22 protein-coding genes and 1 tRNA gene are annotated in these 21,577 nt (G+C 56.8%); 7 read left to right on the plus strand and 16 right to left on the minus strand.

Annotated features, from left to right (window positions below; genetic code table 11):
- Positions 1 to 5: 5 nt before the first annotated feature.
- The 3 genes from ACF8MC_RS09375 to ACF8MC_RS09385 all read right to left on the minus strand — a co-directional run bounded on the left by ACF8MC_RS09375 (position 6) and on the right by ACF8MC_RS09385 (position 3,765).
- Positions 6 to 2,552: an outer membrane usher protein gene (locus ACF8MC_RS09375; protein ID WP_164105764.1), complete on the minus strand. Its 2,547-nt coding sequence runs from the start codon at positions 2,550 to 2,552 to the stop codon at positions 6 to 8.
- Positions 2,553 to 2,605: 53 nt separating this feature from the next.
- Positions 2,606 to 3,151: a fimbrial protein gene (locus ACF8MC_RS09380; protein WP_033647418.1), complete on the minus strand. Its 546-nt coding sequence runs from the start codon at positions 3,149 to 3,151 to the stop codon at positions 2,606 to 2,608.
- 89 nt (positions 3,152 to 3,240) lie between these two features.
- A complete protein-coding gene (locus ACF8MC_RS09385) occupies positions 3,241 to 3,765 on the minus strand; it encodes a fimbrial protein (RefSeq protein WP_033647419.1) in 525 nt (174 codons plus the stop codon).
- A 385-nt stretch (positions 3,766 to 4,150) separates the two neighbouring features.
- On the opposite strand from ACF8MC_RS09385, the gene ACF8MC_RS09390 reads away from it, so the two are divergent.
- The 7 genes from ACF8MC_RS09390 to ACF8MC_RS09420 all read left to right on the plus strand — a co-directional run bounded on the left by ACF8MC_RS09390 (position 4,151) and on the right by ACF8MC_RS09420 (position 9,840).
- On the plus strand, positions 4,151 to 4,954 hold the full coding sequence (locus ACF8MC_RS09390; protein WP_071998123.1) for a winged helix-turn-helix domain-containing protein: 804 nt from the start codon (positions 4,151 to 4,153) through the stop codon (positions 4,952 to 4,954).
- Positions 4,951 to 5,418, plus strand: coding sequence for a hypothetical protein (locus ACF8MC_RS09395; protein ID WP_033647520.1), 468 nt, complete (start codon positions 4,951 to 4,953; stop codon positions 5,416 to 5,418). Before ACF8MC_RS09390 ends, ACF8MC_RS09395 begins: the two co-directional genes overlap by 4 nt.
- A 643-nt stretch (positions 5,419 to 6,061) precedes the next feature.
- Complete coding sequence (locus ACF8MC_RS09400; RefSeq protein WP_033647420.1) at positions 6,062 to 6,346, plus strand: DUF3892 domain-containing protein; 285 nt, start codon at positions 6,062 to 6,064, stop codon at positions 6,344 to 6,346.
- Positions 6,347 to 6,480: 134 nt separating this feature from the next.
- The gene (locus tag ACF8MC_RS09405) at positions 6,481 to 7,707 is read left to right on the plus strand and encodes a nucleotidyltransferase (RefSeq protein ID WP_033647422.1); all 1,227 of its coding nucleotides are present in this window, start codon (positions 6,481 to 6,483) and stop codon (positions 7,705 to 7,707) included.
- A gap of 1 nt (position 7,708) precedes the next feature.
- Complete coding sequence (locus tag ACF8MC_RS09410) at positions 7,709 to 8,188, plus strand: hypothetical protein (protein WP_225845534.1); 480 nt, start codon at positions 7,709 to 7,711, stop codon at positions 8,186 to 8,188.
- Positions 8,178 to 8,732 (plus strand): 3'-5' exonuclease, encoded by a 555-nt coding sequence (locus ACF8MC_RS09415; RefSeq protein WP_033647425.1) that lies wholly within the window; start codon positions 8,178 to 8,180, stop codon positions 8,730 to 8,732. The genes ACF8MC_RS09410 and ACF8MC_RS09415 overlap by 11 nt, the downstream gene beginning before the upstream one ends.
- A gap of 1 nt (position 8,733) precedes the next feature.
- Positions 8,734 to 9,840 (plus strand): SAVED domain-containing protein, encoded by a 1,107-nt coding sequence (locus ACF8MC_RS09420; RefSeq protein WP_033647427.1) that lies wholly within the window; start codon positions 8,734 to 8,736, stop codon positions 9,838 to 9,840.
- A gap of 344 nt (positions 9,841 to 10,184) precedes the next feature.
- On the opposite strand, the gene ACF8MC_RS09425 is transcribed toward ACF8MC_RS09420, so the two are convergent.
- The 13 genes from ACF8MC_RS09425 to gpt form a co-directional block, all read right to left on the minus strand.
- Positions 10,185 to 12,518: a primase-helicase zinc-binding domain-containing protein gene (locus tag ACF8MC_RS09425; RefSeq protein ID WP_164105763.1), complete on the minus strand. Its 2,334-nt coding sequence runs from the start codon at positions 12,516 to 12,518 to the stop codon at positions 10,185 to 10,187.
- Positions 12,519 to 12,528: 10 nt separating this feature from the next.
- A complete protein-coding gene (locus tag ACF8MC_RS09430) occupies positions 12,529 to 12,864 on the minus strand; it encodes a DUF5375 family protein (RefSeq protein WP_164105762.1) in 336 nt (111 codons plus the stop codon).
- Positions 12,861 to 13,124, minus strand: coding sequence for a hypothetical protein (locus ACF8MC_RS09435; protein ID WP_085286334.1), 264 nt, complete (start codon positions 13,122 to 13,124; stop codon positions 12,861 to 12,863). Before ACF8MC_RS09435 ends, ACF8MC_RS09430 begins: the two co-directional genes overlap by 4 nt.
- Positions 13,121 to 13,666, minus strand: coding sequence for a host cell division inhibitor Icd-like protein (locus tag ACF8MC_RS09440; protein WP_071998180.1), 546 nt, complete (start codon positions 13,664 to 13,666; stop codon positions 13,121 to 13,123). Before ACF8MC_RS09440 ends, ACF8MC_RS09435 begins: the two co-directional genes overlap by 4 nt.
- Positions 13,667 to 13,671: 5 nt before the next feature.
- The gene (locus tag ACF8MC_RS09445; protein ID WP_033649940.1) at positions 13,672 to 13,917 is read right to left on the minus strand and encodes a hypothetical protein; all 246 of its coding nucleotides are present in this window, start codon (positions 13,915 to 13,917) and stop codon (positions 13,672 to 13,674) included.
- Positions 13,914 to 14,177, minus strand: a complete 264-nt coding sequence (locus ACF8MC_RS09450; protein ID WP_033649939.1) for an AlpA family transcriptional regulator — start codon at positions 14,175 to 14,177, stop codon at positions 13,914 to 13,916. Before ACF8MC_RS09450 ends, ACF8MC_RS09445 begins: the two co-directional genes overlap by 4 nt.
- Before the next feature lie 735 nt (positions 14,178 to 14,912).
- Positions 14,913 to 16,103 carry an integrase arm-type DNA-binding domain-containing protein gene (locus tag ACF8MC_RS09455; protein WP_033649938.1) on the minus strand — a complete coding sequence of 397 codons (1,191 nt, stop codon included), beginning with the start codon at positions 16,101 to 16,103 and terminating at the stop codon, positions 14,913 to 14,915.
- Positions 16,104 to 16,265: 162 nt separating this feature from the next.
- A tRNA-Thr gene (locus ACF8MC_RS09460) sits at positions 16,266 to 16,341 on the minus strand.
- A gap of 181 nt (positions 16,342 to 16,522) precedes the next feature.
- Positions 16,523 to 17,776, minus strand: a complete 1,254-nt coding sequence (gene proA, locus ACF8MC_RS09465; RefSeq protein WP_015376739.1) for a glutamate-5-semialdehyde dehydrogenase — start codon at positions 17,774 to 17,776, stop codon at positions 16,523 to 16,525.
- A gap of 13 nt (positions 17,777 to 17,789) precedes the next feature.
- The gene (gene proB / locus ACF8MC_RS09470; RefSeq protein WP_033637217.1) at positions 17,790 to 18,893 is read right to left on the minus strand and encodes a glutamate 5-kinase; all 1,104 of its coding nucleotides are present in this window, start codon (positions 18,891 to 18,893) and stop codon (positions 17,790 to 17,792) included.
- Positions 18,894 to 19,009: 116 nt separating this feature from the next.
- Positions 19,010 to 19,411, minus strand: coding sequence for a sigma factor-binding protein Crl (crl, locus tag ACF8MC_RS09475; RefSeq protein ID WP_004930258.1), 402 nt, complete (start codon positions 19,409 to 19,411; stop codon positions 19,010 to 19,012).
- Positions 19,412 to 19,471: 60 nt separating this feature from the next.
- Positions 19,472 to 20,719, minus strand: a complete 1,248-nt coding sequence (gene frsA, locus ACF8MC_RS09480; protein ID WP_033653332.1) for an esterase FrsA — start codon at positions 20,717 to 20,719, stop codon at positions 19,472 to 19,474.
- Between the two features lie 141 nt (positions 20,720 to 20,860).
- A complete protein-coding gene (gene gpt / locus ACF8MC_RS09485) occupies positions 20,861 to 21,319 on the minus strand; it encodes a xanthine phosphoribosyltransferase (protein ID WP_033637215.1) in 459 nt (152 codons plus the stop codon).
- Between the last annotated feature and the right edge of the window lie 258 nt (positions 21,320 to 21,577).

The following is a 21,577-nucleotide window of genomic DNA, read 5'->3' on the forward strand; positions in this document are numbered from 1 at the left end:
CTTCTCTACTCTTCACTCGTGTTTAACGCCTTGCCGTCGGCCACCGGGCCACAAGGCAGTAACAGATTGGCCAACTGGCCCGGCGCCAGTGTCTGCGGCAGGGTAATGCCGCACTGCTCGGTACCGCCCCAGCTCACGCGCATCCCTTCACCGGCATTGATGCCGCTCAGGTACACCTCGCCGTTGTCGTTGACGATGCCCACTTCTTGTCCCTTGCCGTTGCGCACCGTGGCGCCGAACGGCGGCGCACTGCCGTCCGCCAGGCGTATCACCGCCATCGCCTTCTCACCGGCAATCACCTCAAAGCGGCGGTAGCCGATGGCACCTTCGGTCAGCGTGGCCTGCGCCACGCTCTGGCTGACCTCGGCGTTCTCCGGCAGCGTGTTCAGGTCGATGCTGAACTGGTTGCGGTAATAGCTGCCCACATCCACCACCACCGCCTTGCCGAACGCGTTGCTCAGGGTCGGCGTGCTGTAGCCGCGCACAGGAATGCCCGGCACGCCGTCGGTATCCAGCAGCATGCGAGTACCGCCACTGATGCTGCTGCGGTGCAGGGCCGCCCCTTTCAGGGTGGCGGTCGCACCGCCCTGCAGCGATAACCCGAACGAACTGTATTGGCCGGCCTGATAGCTGGCGCTGGCATTCATCTGGCTGATGTCACCACTGTGGCTGTAGTAGCCGCTGGCGGTGGCGCCGCTGCGCGCGCTGCCGGCACTCACCTGATAGGTGTCGCGTTCATTGAGCCGGTCGTAGTACCCCACCTGCTGGGTGGTATCGTTGCGGTTGTAGCTGCCGCTGTAGCTCAGCGAGCCGTTGCGGCCCCACGGCAGCGACAGCGACAGGTACATGCCATCGTCGTTGGTGCCGTTGTACTTGTTGCGGTAACCGGTCAGCGACAGGCTGATATTCCGAAAACGCCCCAGGTCGAAATAGCGCGACAGCGTCAGGTTGTAACGGTCGTTCGCCGGCCGGTCCCAGTAGGTCTGGTGGTTGTAGTTGAGATAGGCACTCAACCCCAGGTCCCGGAACTGCTGGTTAAAGGTGATGGTGTACATCTCCTTGCTGCTGTTGTGGCGCGTACCGTACGTACGTGCATCCAGGTACTCGCTCATCGACATGTAATTACGCTCCGAGAAGCGGTAGCCGGCGAAGGTCACCTGACTGTCGTAATCGTCAAAGCGCTTGGAATAACTCAACCGGTATGAACCGCCGCGCAACGTGCCGTCCTGCGGCAGGCTGGCACGCGACTGAGTGACGTCGAAGGAGAGCGCGCCGAACATCATCAGGTCGCGCCCCACCCCCAGCGCCAGCGCGTTGTAATCACCGCCCGCTACGCCGCCGCCATACAGCGACCAGCCGTTGCTCACGCCCCAGGAAAACTCGCCGGTGCCGAACATCGGCCCGTTGCTGTGGTGCTCCCAGTCTGCGGGGCGGCCGGCCGCCAGCTTGTAACGCACCGACCCGGGACGGGTCAGGTACGGGATGCTGGCGGTGTCCATCTTGAACTCCTGCACGCTGCCGTCCTGCTCCTCCACCCGCACGTCCAGCTGGCCGCTGACCGCGTCGTTGATGTCCTGGATACGAAATGGCCCCGCCGCCACCTGGGTCTCATACAACACGCGCCCCTGCTGGCGGATAACCACCTTGGCGTTGGTACGCGCCACACCGGTCACCTCCGGCGCATAGCCGCGCAGGTTGGGCGGCAGCATGTTGTCGTCGGTCACCAGGCTGGCGCCGGCGAAGCGGAAACTGTCAAAGATATCGGAGTTTAAATAGTCCTCCCCCATCGTCAGCCGGGCGCCCAGTTTCGGCAGTGCGCGGTAGGCGTAGTAACGGCTCCAGTCCCAGCTGGAGCGGGTCGATTTTACGGCGCCACTCTGGCGGTCCAGTCGCGACTGCCAGTCGGCCCGCAGCCGCCAGGCCCCCAGGTTGCCGCCCAGCGTGCCGTTGCCGCTGAGGTTATAACTCTGCGTGCCCTGCTTTTGCTGACGCTGAGCCTGCCCGTTCAGGTTGTAGTCAAACAGGAGGCCGGGGATGCCTTCGTCCCAGCGCGACGGCGGGTCCCAGTTCTCGGCGGTGTACTCCAGGTACGCCTGCGGAATACTCAGGTATAAGGCCGCCGCGCCCAAATCGCCCCGCACCTCCATGCCCTCCAGGCTCTCAGGGTTCATGCACTGGTTTTGGTGCCACCAGGTGACTTTTTGCAGAGCACTCTCTTTCAGCCCCAGCTGTTCAACCAGCTGCGGGGTAATGCAGGCTTCACTGCCTTTGGCATCGTCATCCGGCGGGTAATACACCACCGGCTGGTCGGGCAGGGTTTGTTTATTGATATGCACGGTAAACAAATAATCACCGGGCATAATAAAGTTGCCGCGGGAAAACTGCTCCAGGTCAATATTGGCGCGATCCGTCACATCCAATACGTCGGTATTGAATTCAATATCAGCCGCTACAGCGCAAACAGCGTTCCCCGCCAGAATAAAGGCGATCAACAGCCCCAAGATCCGCGGTCGTATTTTCCCTATACAGCCATATGACGGAGTAATTGACATCCGTAGACCCTTATCAATAATTATTTAATTCGCCGTGGCAGCGTCAGGCAGATTCAGTAGTAATCCATTTTAAAGCGCACGGTGGAGTAATAACTCCCGGCTTTCACTACCTGGTTATTGCCCATCAGCCGCAGACCATAATTAAATTCCATCGTACCGGGTTGAATGTCATTTTTTGCCATGGGTACTCCCGGCATGGCGACATTCCCCTTCTTATCGGTAATTTGCAGGGCAATACCTTTTGCATTACCGTCTATGCCAAATAATCCGGCATCGTCTTTGCCGTCAAACGTCACGGCAAAATAGCGCCAGTCATCCAGCGCAGGATTAAATCTTTCTAATGTGCAGTTCACCAGCTTAATATTGAACTCATGCCGTTTGCTCTGACCATCGCGAATAATCTGGCTGACAGGCAATGTCGCCAGGGTGATGGTCTGGTCAAGACTTTCGGTATCAATGGCGCAGGCCGAGGCGATAATCCTGCCATTCACGGTCACTTCGCCACGCCCCTGATTGGCGGCTTGCGCCAGGGAGGAACACAGCAACAGATTAACGAGCACCGCGCTGTGCAATATCCTTTTGCCACGCTGTGAGTGCATACCCACGTCTCCACATAACGCGTTAATAAGCAGCATGCGGGTTGCCCCGCATGCAATTAAATTAACCGTGCGAATTTATCGCCGTGGGCTTACTGGTACGCCAGGGTAAAGTCGGCGACAGAGTTGAACTCACCCGGGACGATGGCAGCAGAGGCACCGTCGCCCTGCAGGTGGGCGCTGAAACGCAGGGTGGCCTGACCGTCTTCAATTTTTTGTGCCTTGCTGGCGGTGGTCAGCGGCAGCAGTTTACCGTCGATGTCGTTGATGGCGATGCTGGCGCCGCGTGCGGAGCCTTTCATCGCCAGCAGGCCAGGAGCCGCTTCAGACTCAGTGCCGCTGAAGGTGGTGGTTACGGTTTTAGCCGTTTGCACATCACAACCGACCAGCTTGATCAGGATATCCTGCGGGGTAGACTTGCCGCCGTTTTTCAGCTGTGCGGAAGCGATATCACCCAGTTTAACGGTTTGATCCAGAGAGCCTGGCTCGATAGAGCATGGCGCATCAATGATGGAACCTTTGAAGGTCACAGAACCGCCACCCTGGTTAGCCGCGTTAGCCATAGAAATAGTACCCAGAGTCATTACTGCAGCCAGCATGATTTTGTTCAGTTTCATTGTGTTAATTCCATATGTACAAAAAATTGATAAGGAAAGAGTCCTACTCTTCTTTTTTCGCCGACAAGGAGAGCATCGAGTGCACACCCTCCCTGATTTGGCGATGTGAAGATGATACTCCAGCAATAACAAAATCAGCAAAATAAACTAAATAATGATATTTATTCAAAATAAAAAACCATTAATAATGCATTTATTATTTTTTTATTCCAAAAATGATTAAAAAAAGCATTCATTGCAGACTCTTAATTCATGATAATAAACATAAATTTTCAATCGAAATTGCGAGCCTCATAAATAATGAGATTTTTCTTGAAAATTCGAACCCAATAGATAGGATAGCGACAGACACACTCACCTGAAATCAAATATAAAACTTATAAAAATGAAATACATAGTCAACAAAACCGTTGTTTTTGATTCAAATGAAATGACACTTTACCTGTATGAAAATACGCAGATAGTGACCAGGCTGACTAAACCTGCCACTCGTTTACTGCTGACACTAATACAAAACAGTGGAGTAAACGTTAACCGAGATACGTTATTGGAAAATGTATGGCTTACCTATGGATTTACAGCATCAAATGCGGGATTAAATAATTACATCAGTGAATTACGCAAGGCATTTTCATCGTTAGGTTACAAACATGAATTGATCATAACCATTCCAAAACTGGGCTTCAGATTTGAATCTAAGATTGACATTATGGATCCGGCTGTTATTTCATCAGAATCAGTAGAAGAGGAAAAGGTATCAGAAATTAGTGAAGATGCAGCCCCGAAAACGGTTCTGGTAAAGCTGGGCGATCGAGAAATAACATCATTTCCTCATCGCAAAGTGTATTCCGTTTTGACAGGAATTACTTTAGTTATCCTATGCATATTTTTTTTAAAAAATATCAGCAATGATAGCCATGCCTATCATAAAATAGCAAAAATTGATAACTGTAACGTTTATATCATAGGCCAGGTGTTTCAGAAAAATGATGTTCTATCTGAAGTGAATGCCGTGTTAAAGAGGGAAGAGGTGGATTGTACAAGCTTTCCGAGTGATGTTTTCTACCTTGAGGATAGGATAGGTAAACGCACCGTCCGAGCCGATCTAATTTCTGTTTGTAGCAAATCAGATAACGACCGTTACAATACTTGCTTCAACATCAAAAGCCAGAGAAATACATCAAAATGAAAAGATTTCTTTTAGCACTCAACTCGCTACTTTTCTTGTTATTTTTTTCATTCAGCATGAGTGCGGCGGAGCCATTCAAATGCACATCGCATTACAAAACCCATATTGAAAAAGACAATAATTTCACACTGTTCGATGGGCGAATCACCCTATTTTTGAAAAATGAACACGAAGGATTTTTTTCCCTACTGGGAAAAGTAAAAACTGATAACAACAGTTATTTACTTTCCAGAACCGCCTATTTCACATTGGTTCCACAAAAGATCAACCACGTCAATCAAGCCAATATTGTTAAAGTGACTAAGCACCCTAGCGACCTCACCCCCGACGATATTTGGTTGGCGGATATTTTGCCGGAACTACCAGGTATCGATTTTCAAATTGAAATATGGCGATTGAAAGACAACCTGATACTGGTGAAATCCCTTAATACCGGCTATCTCATCTGCGCCGCTGAGCACTAGTTGCCCGCCATATAGCTTAACTAACGTCGGTTATCACCTGAATGACCGACGCTTATCGGCAGTTCATCTGTTCGGTGTTTCCTCTACGGGCCTCATTCCGATGAGGTCTCTTCATCATCGTCTTTAAGTGGATACCCATAGACTAAGAATGAAAGCTTCGTTTTTTCATCTGCACTCAGCTGCCGATAGGGCTGTTAGTATCGTCACGTTCGCTACACTATCGCCATACTGCAGCAACCACGTCAAGACGTGGCGTTATCTAAAAAATATAATTTATTTTCTTGATAAGGATATAAAAGTTGGAGTTGCGCAGAGAACAAAACGTCAAATAAATCTCATCACCAGTAACCAAACCACCGCCAAAATCAAACGAAAACCTTAAACACCAAAAATTAAATTATAAAAATTATATAACTTAAAATAAAAAACACACACTTACATTGACTTTATGAAAAACAAAAAACATGATTAATTCATGGAGTATATTTAAAAGTCATGCCCCGTAAAAGGTTTTGTTATTAAGCGTCATTTCATTAACGACGATGCCTTTACAGCAACTATTTCAGCATAGGGTATACGCAAAACACCTCGGTTCCATTGTTTATGCCTTACGTAAATGTCCCCCCTTAACCAAGGAGTTGTTATGTCAGACAATCAAGTCACCTGTATAAGAAAATCCGATCGTCAAAACGCACATGAGCGCATTCAGGCTATCGGCGGCGTCAATGCCGATGGCACCCGCTGGTCACTGCCCCAGGCAGATGCCATTGCCGGTATCGAGGCGGGCACCTGGCGTTTTTGGGTCACCGCAAATGGCCATTCCGTCTGGGTGATTGTCTCAACCAGCGCGGCAGGGAATAAATACCTCAAGACGCAAAATGACGGCGAACAGCCCAATAACCTGCTCAGCCTGCCGGAATGCCCCTGAGGTAACCCAAGCTTCATAATTAACGGCAGTGGCCTTGGCCCTCCGCGACTTATCGCTTCGCCTCTTTTTATTATTGGCCGCTGTGGCGTTCTCACGCCCGCAGTACACCGGCCCTCATAGCATAAGGAAATACTATGTACAGTTCCGCTACCGCCAGAAGCCTGCCTTCAGGAAAAAAACAGCGTATCGCCGATTTATTATCGCAAATGATTGAAACGCTGGATCTCACCAAAACCCAGTATGCCAACATCGAAAGCGCCTATAACGGGGTCGGCACCTTCCTTTCTGAAGGCGACGATCCGCTATTGCAAGACGCCGTTATTTACCCGCAGGGCAGCGTGCGGCTCAACACCACCGTTAAGCCCAAAAATGAAGAGCAATACGATATTGACCTGATTTGTTATCTGCCCCATGCCACCCAGGCAGATTATACCGGCGTGATATCAGCCATTCGCCAGCGACTGGAGTCACATAACACTTATAAAGACCTATTAAGCGATTTACTCCGTGGATTCCGTATCAACTATGCCGGGGATTATCATCTGGATATCACGCCGGGCCGCGATCACACCGGTGTAGCAGAACGTCCGGGCCAGCCGCTGTGGGTCGTTGATGCGAAAACCGCCTGGAAGGAGTCCAACCCCAGCGGTTACGCCGAGTGGTTCGAGAGCAGCGCCAGCGTGCAACCGCTGCGCATTGCCCTGCTCACGGACTCCGCCAGCCGCGTGGGCACCGAGGCGTTACTCCCACTGCCGGACAGTACCGACAAAAAACTGCTTAATCGCATCGTACAAATTCTCAAACGCCACCGTGACGAATGGGCCGTCGATCAGGATGATATCCATCAGCGCTGCCGCCCGATTTCAGTCATCATCACCACGCTGGCTTGCCATGCCTACAACCATATCATTGCTGACAGGCGCGCCTACGACAACGACCTGGATATTCTGTTAGACGTCCTGGAACTGATGCCGGATTTCATCGTGTCGACACAGGGAGAGATACAGGTCAACAACCCGCACATGCCGGAGGAAAACTTCGCCGAGAAGTGGAACCGCTCAGAGCAGGATGAGGGGCCTCAGCGTAGCGAAGCCTTTTACCACTGGCATGCCGCGGCCCTGGCGACGTTTAACACCATCGCCGCCAGCGTGGGGGAAGATAACCTGTTCCTCAGTCTCGAAGACAGCTTTGGTAAAGATCCGGTCGATAGCGTCAGACAACGCCTGATGGAGCATATGCAGTCAGCCAGAGAGCAAGGCAGCCTGCATCTTGATAAGAACACCGGCGGGTTGATCGCCACCGGCCTCGCCAGCACGGCGGCCAATGCCGGCGTGCCTAAAAATACCTTCTACGGTGAATAACGTGGTTATCCGGCATCATTGCAAACCGCTGAGCATTGCCCAGCAATATCGCGCGTTGAAAGCGAGCGGCCCTTATGAACTGCTGCGCATTACCAATCACGACCGCACGCTGCTTTGGGAAGGGTGGCTGCAGCCCTCGCTATTCAGCCGCCGCTACAAGGTCACTGTCAGATACAGCCTGCGTACCCCGCCGATTTGCGTGGTGACAGAACCGGATCTCTTTGCGCTGGCCGGTACGCGAACCATCCCGCACCTGTATCCCGCCGATAAACATATCCCCGGCGCCAGGCTGTGCCTGTTTTTGCCTGGCTCACAGGCCGACAACGGGCTCAGCGAATGGCGCGCCCAGTTAAAAATCAGCGACACGATCATTCCCTGGGCGTCGCTCTGGCTGTTTTACTTTGAACAGTGGCTGTACACCCGCGACTGGGAAGGCGGCGGCAAGCACCCACGAGTCAGTGAGGTTAAAAATGAACGTTGAACATGAAGGCTTTATCTCGGTCGATATTGAAACCGCCGGGCCCATACCCGGCGTGTGCAGCCTGCTCTCTATTGGCGCCTGCGTCATCGACCGCCCGGCGGAACGCTTTTACATTGAAGTGCAGCCGCTAAATCTGCATTACGATCCCGAAGCGTTGGCCGTCACCGGTTTCAATCTGCACACCCAAATAACGCGTGGTATCGACCCGAAAGAGGCCATGCAGCAATTTGCCCATTGGTTAACGTCCGTCACCGACGCAACGAGTAAACCGATTTTCGTCGGTTTCAATGCGGCGTTCGACTGGTCATTCATCAATTACTACTTTCACGTTTATCTCGGCCATAACCCCTTTGGTTTTACCGCTCTCGATATCAAGGCCCTGTACATGGGCGCCACCGGCTGCGACTGGCAGGACACTCGCTCCAGCCGTATCGACGCCCGATTTAATCTCAAAAATCACGGCAGTCACAACGCACTGGATGATGCGCTGTATCAGGCCGAGATGTTTTTGAAGATAAACGAATACATGAGGGAGAAGCACTGACATGGAAACGATAAAGTATGCTCTGATCAAGCTGATCGACTGGAAAACCCGCCAGCGGAAAATTCAATACCTCATCATGCTGCTGGGCGCCGGGATCCTGGGTGCGAACAACTCGCTGGGGAAGGCGTTAACGCTGGAGAAAGGCGACGCCCGCTTCTCACTGACCGTCTCGGAAGGGAATGTCATCACGGACTCTGTCGTCAATTTTGTGGCGGCGTTCATCGTCCTGGGGGGATTTGTCTGGCTGCTGGTCGACGCCTACCGGGAAGCTAAAATCACGGTGCGCAAAAAGGTGGTGGTCATAGAAGGCAGAGCACTGCGAAAAGTCGCGACAACGCCGCTGCATAAAACGGTATCCCGTTATTTCAACAGAAAGATAGACGCATTAACCCTCGATATGACACAGCGGGTGCGAGATGGCGCAATCAGTCACCCGGAAGAGGCCTTTGACGACAATATCAGCACGCTGGCCAGCAATATCGCCTCCCGGATTGACGGTATCGACCATCAGGACTTGACGCTGGTGTATGGCGGGCAATTGCCGGTTCCGTTCACCTTCTACATTGGCGCCGTTCTCGATGACAATGGCCCGGTCTGCGTCTTTGACTGGGACAGAGCGCAAGAAGCCTGGCGGCTGATTGATAACAATGCCGATGACGACCGCGCCGATTTTACCCTGATGGAAAGCCTCGTCACCACAGCAGCCAAAGATGTCGTGTTGGCCGTCTCGGTGTCCTACCAGGCCGACATTACGGCCATACGTCAAACCTTCCCCGCTTACCCGCTGTCACATATCTCGCTGAACGCGACAACGCTCGGTAATCACTGGTCGTTGTCCAAACAAACCCGGCTGGCGCTGCAATTTATCGAACAGGTAAAAATGCTGACGGCGTGTGGCGCCGAACGCATCCACGTGATTTTGGCCGCCCCCAGCAGCATTGCGCTCAATTTCGGCCGCCGTTATGACCACCGCAATCTGGCGCAGCTCATTGTTTATCAGTATGAGAAAGCCCAGCAGCCGGCCTATCCCTGGGGGGTTATGATGCCGACGCAGGGGCAGCGCCGGGGCGTGGTCGTTACGCCTCCCGCTGCGCCCCCACTCAACTGACTGGAGAACAACCCTATGGTGCAGCGCGTGCCTCAAGAAACTCTCCAGGCGAGGGGAAGGCAGCGTCGCTATATTGGATCGTGTTTACACAGGCGACGATGATATCGCAGCAATAAACAGACCGCCCGGCAGCGACTCAATGGGGAGGCGTAAAAAAACCGGCCTGAGCCGGTTTGGGGAGCGCTTGTCGTTATGATACCGGCCGCGCTGCGGCCGGGGTTATACCCTGGTGTTGCTGCATATTTTTCACTGCCACTATAGGCGGCGCGACGAGTGAGCGTCCAATGGGTTCGGCAGATCAATAATGGTCTATTGATCGGCCCGGCCGATCGTCCTGCTCATCATCACACCGCCCCGCACTTCGGCAGCCAGTCCGCTTCGCACTCTTCACTCAACACCACGTTGGTTTGCATGCCCAGTCGGGTTTTACGCTTGAGCAGTGTTTTCTCATACTCTCTCAGCGTTTGCGGCACCGCCAGGCCAAAGGCCGTCAGGTTCATCACGTGCTGGTAGCCCCTGGCCGCCATAAACGACAGATAGGCGTGGTACAGGTAACGGCGCGGGTTCGGCGGGGTAATGTTGGCGTTGCCTATCATCATCCCTTCCGGGGTGCCCAGTACGGTCAGGTAGCCACAAAAATCAACCAGCGGGTCGGCCTGGCGCTTGATAGTCAGCGCCTCGTCCGAACTTTGCTGCGCCTGGAGCAAGGTGCGGGCCTCGTTCGGGTTGGCGAAGCGCTGCATCAGGTGACGCACAATCACCGCCAGCTCGCCGGTGATTTTGTCCAGCAGCTGTGGGTCACGCTCGGCCGGCGGTATCGTCTCCGGGAAGGTAATAATCACCCGCCTGCGGGAGACACCGCCACTGCGGTCGCTGAACTGCATCGGGTTGTTGTTCACCGCCAGTATCACCGCCGGAATGTGGGCGGCGTAGGCATCGCGGTATTTGGGGTCGATGGCGACCGCATCGCCGCCGGTGATGGCCTTGATGCCCGCCCCGTCACCGCTCCATTTCTCCTGGTCAGGCAGGATAATCAGCGAGTAACCCACCACGCTGGCCCGCTCGCGCGCCGACTCCAGGTTGTCGATGGTGGCGGAGGTGGTGTTGTCACTACCTGCCAGCAGCCGGGCGATGGCTGCCATTACGCTCTTGCCGCTGCCGCCGGGCCCGGTCACTTCGAGGAACAGCTGCCAGTCGTAGCGGTTGGCCAGCACCATAAAGAGCGCCGCGAGGATACGCTCCTGTTTGTCGTGATTGCCCCCGGCGGCCCGCGTCAGCCACTGCCAGAAGTGCGGTGCATGGTCGGCCAGGTTCTCCCCGGCGCGCGGCGGCGTGTAGTCTACGCTGTTGACGGTGCGCAGCCAGTGCTCTTGCCGGTGGGCGCTAAACTGCCCGCTGACGGTATCAAACACCCCGTTACGAAAACCAATCAACCGGCGGGCCGGGTCACCCATCTGCGGCACCATCAGTTTGAGGGTGTCCAGAATGCTGTTGATACCGGCGGCGGAGAACGGCGCGCGCACCTTCTGGAACAGTGCGGCAATCTCCCGGCTCAGCTGTCGCTGTGGCAGCACCTGCCAGGCGCCGCGCGTATAGCGGCACAGCTCTTCCCCCACCGGCGGCACCGCCAGGGTGTTGCCGTAGTGCTCGGCCAGCAGCTCAGCTTTCTCGCTGGCACTCATGGCTTTTAAATCGGCATCGCTCAGCGTGTCGAACGGGCTGGGTTGCAGCGGCTGGCTGAACGCCCGGAGCTGCGCGCGCGTGGCCTCAATTCCCTGATTACAGTAGACGTCGTTCCAGTCGCCCTCTGTGGGTGGCAGTGCCGGAGTGCCGCCGGTGAGTGTGGCCGCCTCGGCGGCGCGGGTCTGCCCGGTGCCGCTGCGGTCATTATCGGCCGCCAGCAGCAACCGTGCATCCGGGTAATGGCTGCGCAGCTGCTCTGCCACCGCCGCCAGGTTGTTGGCGCTCAGCGCCACGCACACCGTCTCACCGCTCAGGCGGTGCACAGTGAGACCGGTGGCGTAGCCTTCGGTGAGCCAGATAACCGCGTTGTCCGGGCCGCAGAGGGTGTGGCAGGCGGCTTTCACCTGCCCACCTGCCAGCATGCGCTTGTCACCATTGGCGTTAATCAGCTGCACGTTGACCACCTCACCCCCGGCATTATGCAGCGGAAGCAACAGGTCACCGGGCTGGAAGGTGATACCGCCGACGCGCAGCGGCTTGCCGTGCAAGGTCAGGGTTTCTGCCTCCGGCCAGCCTTTGGCGCTCAGGTAGGCGTTGCCGGTCTGGGACTGCGCGGCAGCCACCAGAGCCTGTGCCTGTCGCGCGGCCTTGCGCTGGGCCTCAGCCTTGTCTTGTGGTGAATGACCGCTCTCAGCGGCCGGTGGCAGAGCGTTGGTGTTTTCTCCCATCACGGCAGCCACCTGTTCGGCGGCAGCCCGGGCAGACAGTGACAGGGCCTTTTCCACCAGGTTGAGGCCGTCACCGGCCCCGCACTGATTGCAGAACCAGGTGCCGCGCCCGTCCTGGTTGTCGAAACGGAAGCGGTCTTTGCCGCCGCAGGTTGGACACGGCTGCGGCTTGCCGTTCGGCTGCAAGGCGATGCCGAGGGCCGGGAGTATCACCGGCCAGTGGCCGGTGGCGGTGCGTACGGTCTGGGAAACGAACTGGGCGCTCATGCTCTTCTCCTCAGTGTACGGTCGCGTTCTGTGCCGCCGACAGGCGCTCGCAGCACAGTTCGTCCATCATCTTTTGCCCCAGCTCGGTCAGGCGCGGCGCGGCCACCAGAACGTCCGGCTGCACCATGTCGCTCAGCATGGTGCACGCCATATCCATGCCGTCCTCTGCGCCGTACTGACGCACAAAGTGCCCTTCCAGACGCAGGGCAATCGTCATCTGCAGCTCGTCCAGCGTGTACCCCAGGCTCACCCGGTAAAAGTCGCAGGTGTCCAGATAGGCCTGCGCCACGGCGCGGCGGAAAACGGCGGTACGGACTTCAATCGGTAAACAGGATGCAGTGTTCATGCGGCGGTAGCCTCCATGCGGGCAAGGATTAGGGTTTCACAGGTGTTGACGACATGGCCGAGCTGGTCGGTCAGCAAGGCAATGACCGAGGCAAACGATGCCTGTTGCACGGCATCGGGGCGCTGCCCGCCGAGGTCGAGAGTGTCCAGCAGGTCGAGGAACAGCACGCCGGTGGCGTGCGCATGCTGAAGACGCAGAAAATCGGCATGCGGGATAGGGTAATGGGTATCGCGGTAGTAGTGGTCGGCCAGGGTGTTCATGCTGCCGCCTTAACCGGCAGACGACCGGCAAAGGACAACACGTAATCACGGGCCAGCAGGCGGCGGGCGTTGCGTTCGCTATCCGCCACGGTGCGCACGATACGGGGCGAAGCCGTCAGCGCAGAACGGCGTACGGCCGCAAACAAAAAGCAGAATGTCGGGTGAGTCGGGGTGAGGGTCGTAGCCATAGCGGTAGCCTCCATAGTTAGCTGATAACAGCTACCACCGAAGTTTCCACGCTTATGGGTGGTAGCCCAGACGGGGGTGGAAATACCGGTAACTATGTAAACCGGCCTGACCGAAGTCAGCCCCGCCTGAGCCACCATTGATTGACTGCTGCGGTAGCATAACATGCACCGCGCAAAAAATGAGCGCACTAAGGCTGCGACATAAAAAAACACGCGTGGCGCGTGTTGTGTCGCCATAGTTAAACACGGGTTTCCACGCCCGGCTGCCGATTTTGCGGCAGCGGGAGGACTATAGCGCAGGGCCGGACGTAGGGGCAAGCCGTAAGACGCCCCCGGACGTTCAATCGATCGCATAGTGATCAACAGTCGGTCAGTTGGTCGTTGCGGGTATCGGCAGCCGCGCAGGTCAGCGGCACCGGCCCGGCACGGAACAGGCGCGGTTCAGCCTGGCGACTCGCCAGACGAATAACGCCGTGTTTTTCGCTGCGGTGCTCCGGCAAAACGACGCCAGGCTCTTTGCGTTGTAACAGGATAGCTTCCGCCACAAACAGCGCGTCACGCTCATCAAGGGTGAAATGTTGGCGACCCAAGGTTAGCTTCATCATACGGCGGCCCCCTGGTGACGGTTGGCGATACGCTCGTCCATCCACTGCTCGACCTCGGAGGCCAGCCAGGCGACGTTTTTACCGCCGAGGGAAACTTGTATCGGAAACTGCCGGCGGCTCATCATCTCGTACACGGTGGAGCGGGACAGACCGGTGGTGTAGAGCACTTCCGGCAGGCGGATAAAGCGCTCGCGCGGGGTGTAACCGCCAGAAAGCACCGGTGACGGGGTAGATGGAGTGGGGGTGGAAACGGTCAACATAAAAACGCTACCTTTTTGTGTCCGGCCAACGCTGGCCGGGACTGTGTGAACTTCGGTAGCGCCCTATTATGTGAATATTTACCGGGGTAGCAACAAGGCGTTGTTGTGTGGTGGAACAGATTTTATGCTTACTTTTCAATCAAGTGTACATATTGGCCTATATTGGCCTTTATTGACCTTTGTTGGCAAACCGGCCGAAAAGACTGAGCGATGAATGGGCGGTTGATTAATAGGGAAAAACCGCCAAACACCGCTAGCCAAGGAAAAGGCTTCGCGAGCGCCGGTGAACAGGCGTGGACACTGGGTGAACGGATACAGCCGACACTCTTCACCCCACTAACTACTGATTTATGTTTCTTTTTTATTTTTGTGAACAGTATGAAGAGTTAGGGATAAAACTAAAAACACTCTGATACGATTATCGTCAACGCTCGGCACATCTCCCCCGTTTTAGAAACGGCCTTCGGCAACCGGTTTGCAGTGACGCACGACAACGCCAGTCGCTACACCCTCTCACCTCGTCATCAAAAAAGGATTTTTTCCTGGCTAGCTGGTGTCAAATTGCTCGTGCATGCATAAGGTGCATGATTTCGCATGTAAGAGCATGCATTTTATATCCCCTGCCGCGCCAGCAAGGGCGCGGCCGGCGGCCTCCCATGCAGGTGCATAAAAAGCGACACATAAAGCGCGCAGGCGTGGCGGGGGTAGCATTGCGCGCCAGGGGGTTTTAACGATTTATTGGCGGTGAGACTGGCGAGCAAGGCCCGCGATAAAATCGGCGTACCACTGCAACATGTCACGACGCTTCTCAAGGTACTGGGCATGGTTGTAAGTGCCGCGAATGGCATTCTTGTCCACGTGCGCGAGCTGTATCTCTATCCAGGCGGTATTGAAGTCCTGCTCATGTAAAATGGTGGACATCATGTGCCTGAAGCCGTGGCCCGTGAGCCGACCGTGATAACCGATACGTTTGAGAAGCTGGTTGATACTCGCTTCGCTCATCGGTTTGTTCACATCATTCCGTCCCGAGAAAATATAGCGATAGTTACCTGTAAGCGTCTTCAGCTCATTCAAGATAGCCACCGCCTGCATCGATAATGGTACGAGATGGGCTCGACGCATTTTCATGCGCTCTTGCGGGATTTCCCAAAGCGCGTTATCCAGATCAACCTCATGCCATTTTGCCATGCGCAGCTCAATACCCCGGACCCCGGTCAACATCAGCAACTTCGTCGCCAGTTGTACTAACCGACTGCCGGAGTAGGCCTCCAGCTCCGCAAGAAATCCGGGGATTTCATCAACGGATAAAAAAGGATAATGAGTAGATTTTGGGCTAATCAAAACGCTGGAGAGATCGGCGGCCGGGTTGAACTCCGCCCGCCCGGTTGCCGTGGCATATCGGAAGACCTCACCACAGCGTTGTCTGACCTTACGCATTTTCTCAAGCGCCCCACGCGCCTCAATTTTGCGAAGCACTGTGAGTAGCTCAAGCGGCTTTATCGCTGATATGGGGCGCTGCCCCAGATAGGGGAAAATATCAATGTTGAACGCGTCCATGATATCGGTCGCATAGCCTTCTGACCACGTCGCCAATTTGGACTTATGCCACTCCTTCGCTATCGCTTCAAAGGTGTTCGCATTCCCGTATAGCTGCGCCAACTTTTTCTCTTTACGCACTGTGCTGGGGTTCTGCCCCTCAGCAACTAATTTTCTGGATTCATCGCGCTTTGACCGAGCATCGCCCAACGAAACGGCAGGATAGACGCCGAATGAAATCATCTTAGGCTTACCGGCAAAGCGATAACGAAAGCGCCAGCTCTTGCTGCCATTGGGTTCAACCAAAAGGGATAAGCCCAACCCATCACTCAACGTGTAAGGTTTAGAGGTAGGTTTAGCATTCCGGATTTGTAAGTTATTAAGTCGCATGTGTATAGAAATTCAAGACCGAACAGAAGTACACGCAATTCTACACACACCTGATATTGGATTCCACAGGACAGCGCCGGACAGTCACGGACATAAAACCCAATCAATGCATTGTTATTTAATAAATTTCAGGATGACTACGGACGTTACAGGAAGAGGGAGTGGTGCCGATAATAGGAGTCGAACCTACGACCTTCGCATTACGAATGCGCTGCTCTACCAACTGAGCTATATCGGCATCGAACCGGGCCTGCGGGGCAAGTCGGAAGTGCGTTGAACAAGGTAGACCTGCGCGCGAAATGAGTCAATAGCCGCCGGGGCGTTTGGTTGTTTTGCAAGCAGTGATACTGCCGTGCCCCCCAAAAACACTCAGGGCGCAGCACGCTGCGCCCTGACGTCTTTACTGCTTCAATCCGGCCTTAGCTGCGCACCAGATCGTCGCCGTAGCCAATCCACTTGTAGGTGGTCAGCGCGTCCAGGCCCATCGGGCCGCGGGCGTGCAGTTTCTGGGTGCTCACCGCCACTTCCGCGCCCAGGCCGAACTGGCCGCCGTCGGTGAAGCGGGTGCTGGCGTTGACGTACACCGCCGAAGAGTCCACCGCGCGCACGAAGTGCTCTGCGCTGCTCAGCGAACGGGTGAGGATCGCGTCGGAGTGGTTGGTGCCGTGGGTGCGGATGTGGTCGATGGCCTGATCGATATCGTCCACCAGCAATACGTTCAGATCCAGCGACAGCCATTCGTCGTCGTAATCCTCCGCGTTCACCGGCACCACCGTCGCCGGGCCGCCCTGCAGCAGCGGCAGCGCGTTTTCCGCCGCGTGCAGCGTCACGCCCGCCGCCGCCATTTTGGCGCTCAGCGCCGGCAGGAACTCGGCGGCGATGCTGCGGTTCACCAGCAGCGTTTCCAGCGAGTTACAGGCGCTCGGGCGCTGGATCTTGGCGTTTTCAATCACCGTCAGCGCCTTGTCGAAATCGACGTCGGCATCCACGTAGGTGTGGCACACGCCGATGCCGCCGGTGATCACCGGGATGGTCGATTGCTCGCGGCACAGCTTGTGCAGGCCGGCGCCGCCGCGCGGGATCAGCATGTCGACATAGCGATCCAGGCGTAGCAGCTCGTTCACCAGCGCGCGATCCGGGCTGTCGATCGCCTGTACCGCCGCCGCCGGCAGGCCGCACTGTTCCAGCGCCTGCTGGATCACTTTCACCGTCGCCTGGTTGGTGTTATGCGTCTCTTTACCGCCGCGCAGGATCACCGCGTTGCCGGTTTTCAGGCACAGGCTGGCGACGTCGATGGTGACGTTGGGCCGCGCCTCGTAAATCACGCCGATCACGCCGAGCGGCACCCGGCGGCGCTCCAGCTTCAGCCCGCTGTCCAGCAGGTTGCCGTCCAGCACGTGGCCGACCGGGTCGTTCAGGCGGCACACCTGGCGCACGTCGTTGGCGATCGCCGCCAGCCGCGCCGGGGTCAGCAGCAGGCGATCGAGCAGCGCTTCGCTCATGCCGGTGGCGCGCGCCTGCGCCATATCTTGTTCGTTCGCCAGCAGGATCGCTTCGCTGTTGGCCTCCAGCCTGTCGGCCATCACCGACAGCACCTGATTCTTCTTCGCCGTGCTCAGCACCGCCAGCTGCCAGGAGGCCTGCTTGGCGGCCTTCCCCATCTGCTCCAGCATGCTCACTCCTTAACTAACTGACAATCATATCGTCGCGGTGCACTGCCACCGGACCGTATTCATAACCGAGGATTTCGCTGATTTCCTGCGAGTGGTGCCCGGCGATCATGCGCATCGCGTCGCTGTTGTAGCGGCTGACGCCGTGCGCCAGATCGCGCCCCGCCAGGTTGCGGATGCGGATCACTTCGCCGCGCGAGAAGTCGCCCTTCACGTCGCGGATGCCCTTCGGCAGCAGCGAGCTGCCGCGCGCCATCATCGCTTCCACCGCGCCATCGTCGACGGTGATCTCGCCGGCCGGCGGCGCGCCGAAGATCCAGCGTTTGCGGTTTTCCAGCGGGGTTTCCAGCGCGTGGAAACGGGTGCCCACCGGTTTGCCTTCGATCACGTCCGCCACCACGCCCGGTTTGCTGCCCGCGGCGATCACCACGTCGATGCCGGCGCGGCAGGCCACGTCGGCCGCCTGCAGCTTGGTGCCCATGCCGCCTGTGCCCAGGCCGGAGACGCTGTCGCCGGCGATGGCGCGCAGCGCGTCATCGATGCCGTGCACTTCACGGATCAGTTCGGCCTGCGGGTTGTTGCGCGGATCGGCGGTGTAGAGGCCCTGCTGATCGGTCAGCAGCAGCAGTTTGTCGGCCCCGGCCAGAATGGCCGCCAGCGCCGACAGGTTATCGTTGTCGCCCACCTTGATTTCGGCGGTGGCGACGGCGTCGTTCTCATTGATTACCGGCACGATGCGGTTGTCCAGCAGCGCCGTCATGGTGTCGCGCGCGTTGAGAAAGCGCTCGCGGTCTTCCAGATCGGCGCGCGTCAGCAGCATCTGCCCGACGTGGATGCCGTAAATGGAAAACAGCTGTTCCCATAGCTGGATCAGGCGGCTCTGCCCCACCGCCGCCAGCAGCTGCTTGGAAGCGATGGTGGCGGGCAGCTCGGGGTAGCCCAGGTGTTCGCGCCCGGCGGCGATGGCGCCGGAGGTGACGATGACGATGCGGTGGCCCGCGGCGTGTTGCTGCGCGCACTGGCGCACCAATTCGACGATGTGGGCGCGGTTCAGACGCAGCGATCCGCCGGTCAACACGCTGGTGCCCAATTTCACAACCAATGTCTGGCTGCCGTTCATAGTATTTCTGCCGTGTGTAATGATGAGAAGAAGAGTGCAAAGGTCTTTGTAACAGGAGAGACGCGTTATGCCAACAGGCACAACGCGAAATCAGCACAATACGTGGTCAAACGGGGTCAGGCGGAGAGTTTGATCAGTTTTTCTTTGAAATCGTCGGCGGGTTCCAGCCCCAGTTCCATGGTCGCCAGCAGCTCGCCCAAGCGGCGATGGAAGTCGCGCAGGGTGTCTTCCAGCTTGGCGTTCACTTCATCATCCTTAATGTTTTGCGCCGTCCAGTCGCCTTCTTTGTCGAACAGGCCGAATTGGTACGAATAGGTGAAGCGCGCCTCTTCCGCCTGCAGCTCCATCCACCAGCCCCAGAACTCGCGCTTCTCCGGAGCTGGCTTTACATTGACGCAGACGGCCAAACAATCAAAGAAAAAACGGTCGTTTTCACATTGCCCTTCACGCAGGTACGGCCCCAAGCTGGCAAAACGTTTCATTAGTCGGCTTTTAGGGTGACCACTCGGTAACGTCATTCTCTAACCTCCTCAATGTAGACCACTCTTTTTAACAAACTGTTAAAATTTAGCAACTAATTAACGCATTTTGTCCTTCAGCCAGCCGGACATTTGCAGCAACGCCCGGTGGAAACTGTCGTAAACCGGGGTGCGCGGGATGGCGACCAGCTTGCCGCTCACCGAGGAGGTGACGATCAGCTGCGACTCCTCTTTCGGGCTGAGCGTATCGCGCTCCCAGTAGCCGGAGATCATCGGCGTCGGGCAACGGCGCCCCAGCAGCCCCTGCATTTTCAGCGAGTAGCTGTTCAGCTCCACCTTCAGCACGTTGTCGGAGGCGTTGGCCATGCCCATGCGACTGGCCAGCACGTCCATATACATGTCCGGTACGTTCAGCTGGGTGCTGCTGTCGCACAGCAGGCGATGCACTACCGGCCCCAGGCAGGCTACGCCGCGCAGCCGCTGCGGCTCCAGGTAGGCCAGCCGCACCGCCACGTTGGCGCCGAAGCGGAAGCCGAAGGCGCTCACCCGCTGATGATCCACCCACGGCACCGAGGCCAGCTGGATCAGCACCTGCTGGTGCAGGTAGCTGGAATCCTGCGTCAGCTTCCATTTGCAGGAGGAGCCGATCGACGGCATGTCGAGCGTCAGCATGGCGATGCCGTGCGGCGCCAGGTAGTCGCGGAACAGGCGATGATAGTCGGTCTGCAGCGTATCGAGGCTGCCGCACATCAGCACCGTCGGGAACGGCGCTTCGCCCTTCTCCGGCATGTGCAGGAAGCCGGTGACGCTGGCGCCGCCTTCGATGCGGAACTCCAGCTCTTTCAACTGATACGGCAGCAGCAGCGCCGCCTCTTCGTACGCGCGGTTGGCGAGCATCTCCGCCTGTTCGGCCAGCTCGTCGCCCTTCAGGTGCGGGTAACCGGCGATGCTGTACAGGCTCGCGGCCTTCAGCCAGTATTGGCCGCCGAGCAGCGGATCCTGCTGCTCCGTCGCCCGCTGCTGCCACTGCATGCCCTGATGGATCCACTCGTAGATCCAGTTGCCGTTGCGGTAGCCCACCACGGTATCCAGCCGCTGCGGATTGCTGCGTTCGGCGTCCGAGGCGGCGATGCGCGCCAGCACTTCGTGGATTTCGATCGGGCTGACGCCACGCCAGGCCCACAGCAGCGGATTCAGCATGCGGTACCAGCTGCCGGTGGTGTCGCCTTCCAATGCGGAATGCATGGCGGCGCTCACTTTGTTGCGCGCGCGCAGCACCAGCGTCGAGGTTTCAGGGTGTTTGAATTTGGGCTTGAAAAGAATTTCAGAAAGGTTGGCCTGTGCCATGGTAACAACAGCCTCCGTAAATCTGGCGATAGGCCGCAAAAGGCCTACTTAACTGGAGGTAGTGTACCTAACTCTGGCGGGAGAAACCAAAATAACGCAAACGCCCGGCATAACCGGGCGTTTGCTTGGAACTGGCTGGGCTTAGCGGCCGCCGATCGGTGGAACGAAGCTGACGCCCATATCCCACGGCTGTTCGATCCAGGTGTCCTGCGGGATGTCGACCACGTAGTCGTCCACCAGCGGACGGCCCGCCGGTTTGGCGAAGATGGTGACGAAATGCGCTTTCGGGTACATATCGCGGATCGCTTTCGCGGTGCCGCCGGTATCCACCAAATCATCCACCACGATGAAGCCTTCACCGTCGCCTTCGGCGCGCTTGAGCACTTTCATTTCGCGCTGGTTGTCATGGTCGTAGCTGGAAATGCAGACGGTATCCACATGGCGGATGCCCAGTTCGCGCGCCAGCAGAGCCGCCGGCACCAGGCCGCCGCGGCTTACGGCAATGATGCCCGTCCATTTGTCGGCAGGCAGCAGGCGGTGCGCCAGCTTGCGTGCGTGCATTTGCAGCATATCCCAGGTAACAACGTATTTTTCGCTCATAGAATCGTGTCCCAGCCGGCTGGTGAAGCGGCTTACTTTATAGTTCAGGGGAAAAAAGGTTGCGCGAGATTATAGAGACTGGCCGCGTTGAATTCCAGTTGTACCGAGGAAAACCTCGCGATTTCCGCCGCGCGGCTTTTCGGTGATTGATGCTGAAAAAGCGAACGTTCTCGCAGCGAAGCCGTGTGATCAAGCGCTTAAACCGCACAATACGGTGCGCGCACCGCCGGAAATAAAGTGATATTCTCTGGTGATCGT

Source organism: Serratia sp. LACPHL-BACT-2024-00286 (assembly GCF_043109535.1).
Taxonomy (GTDB): domain Bacteria; phylum Pseudomonadota; class Gammaproteobacteria; order Enterobacterales; family Enterobacteriaceae; genus Serratia; species Serratia sarumanii.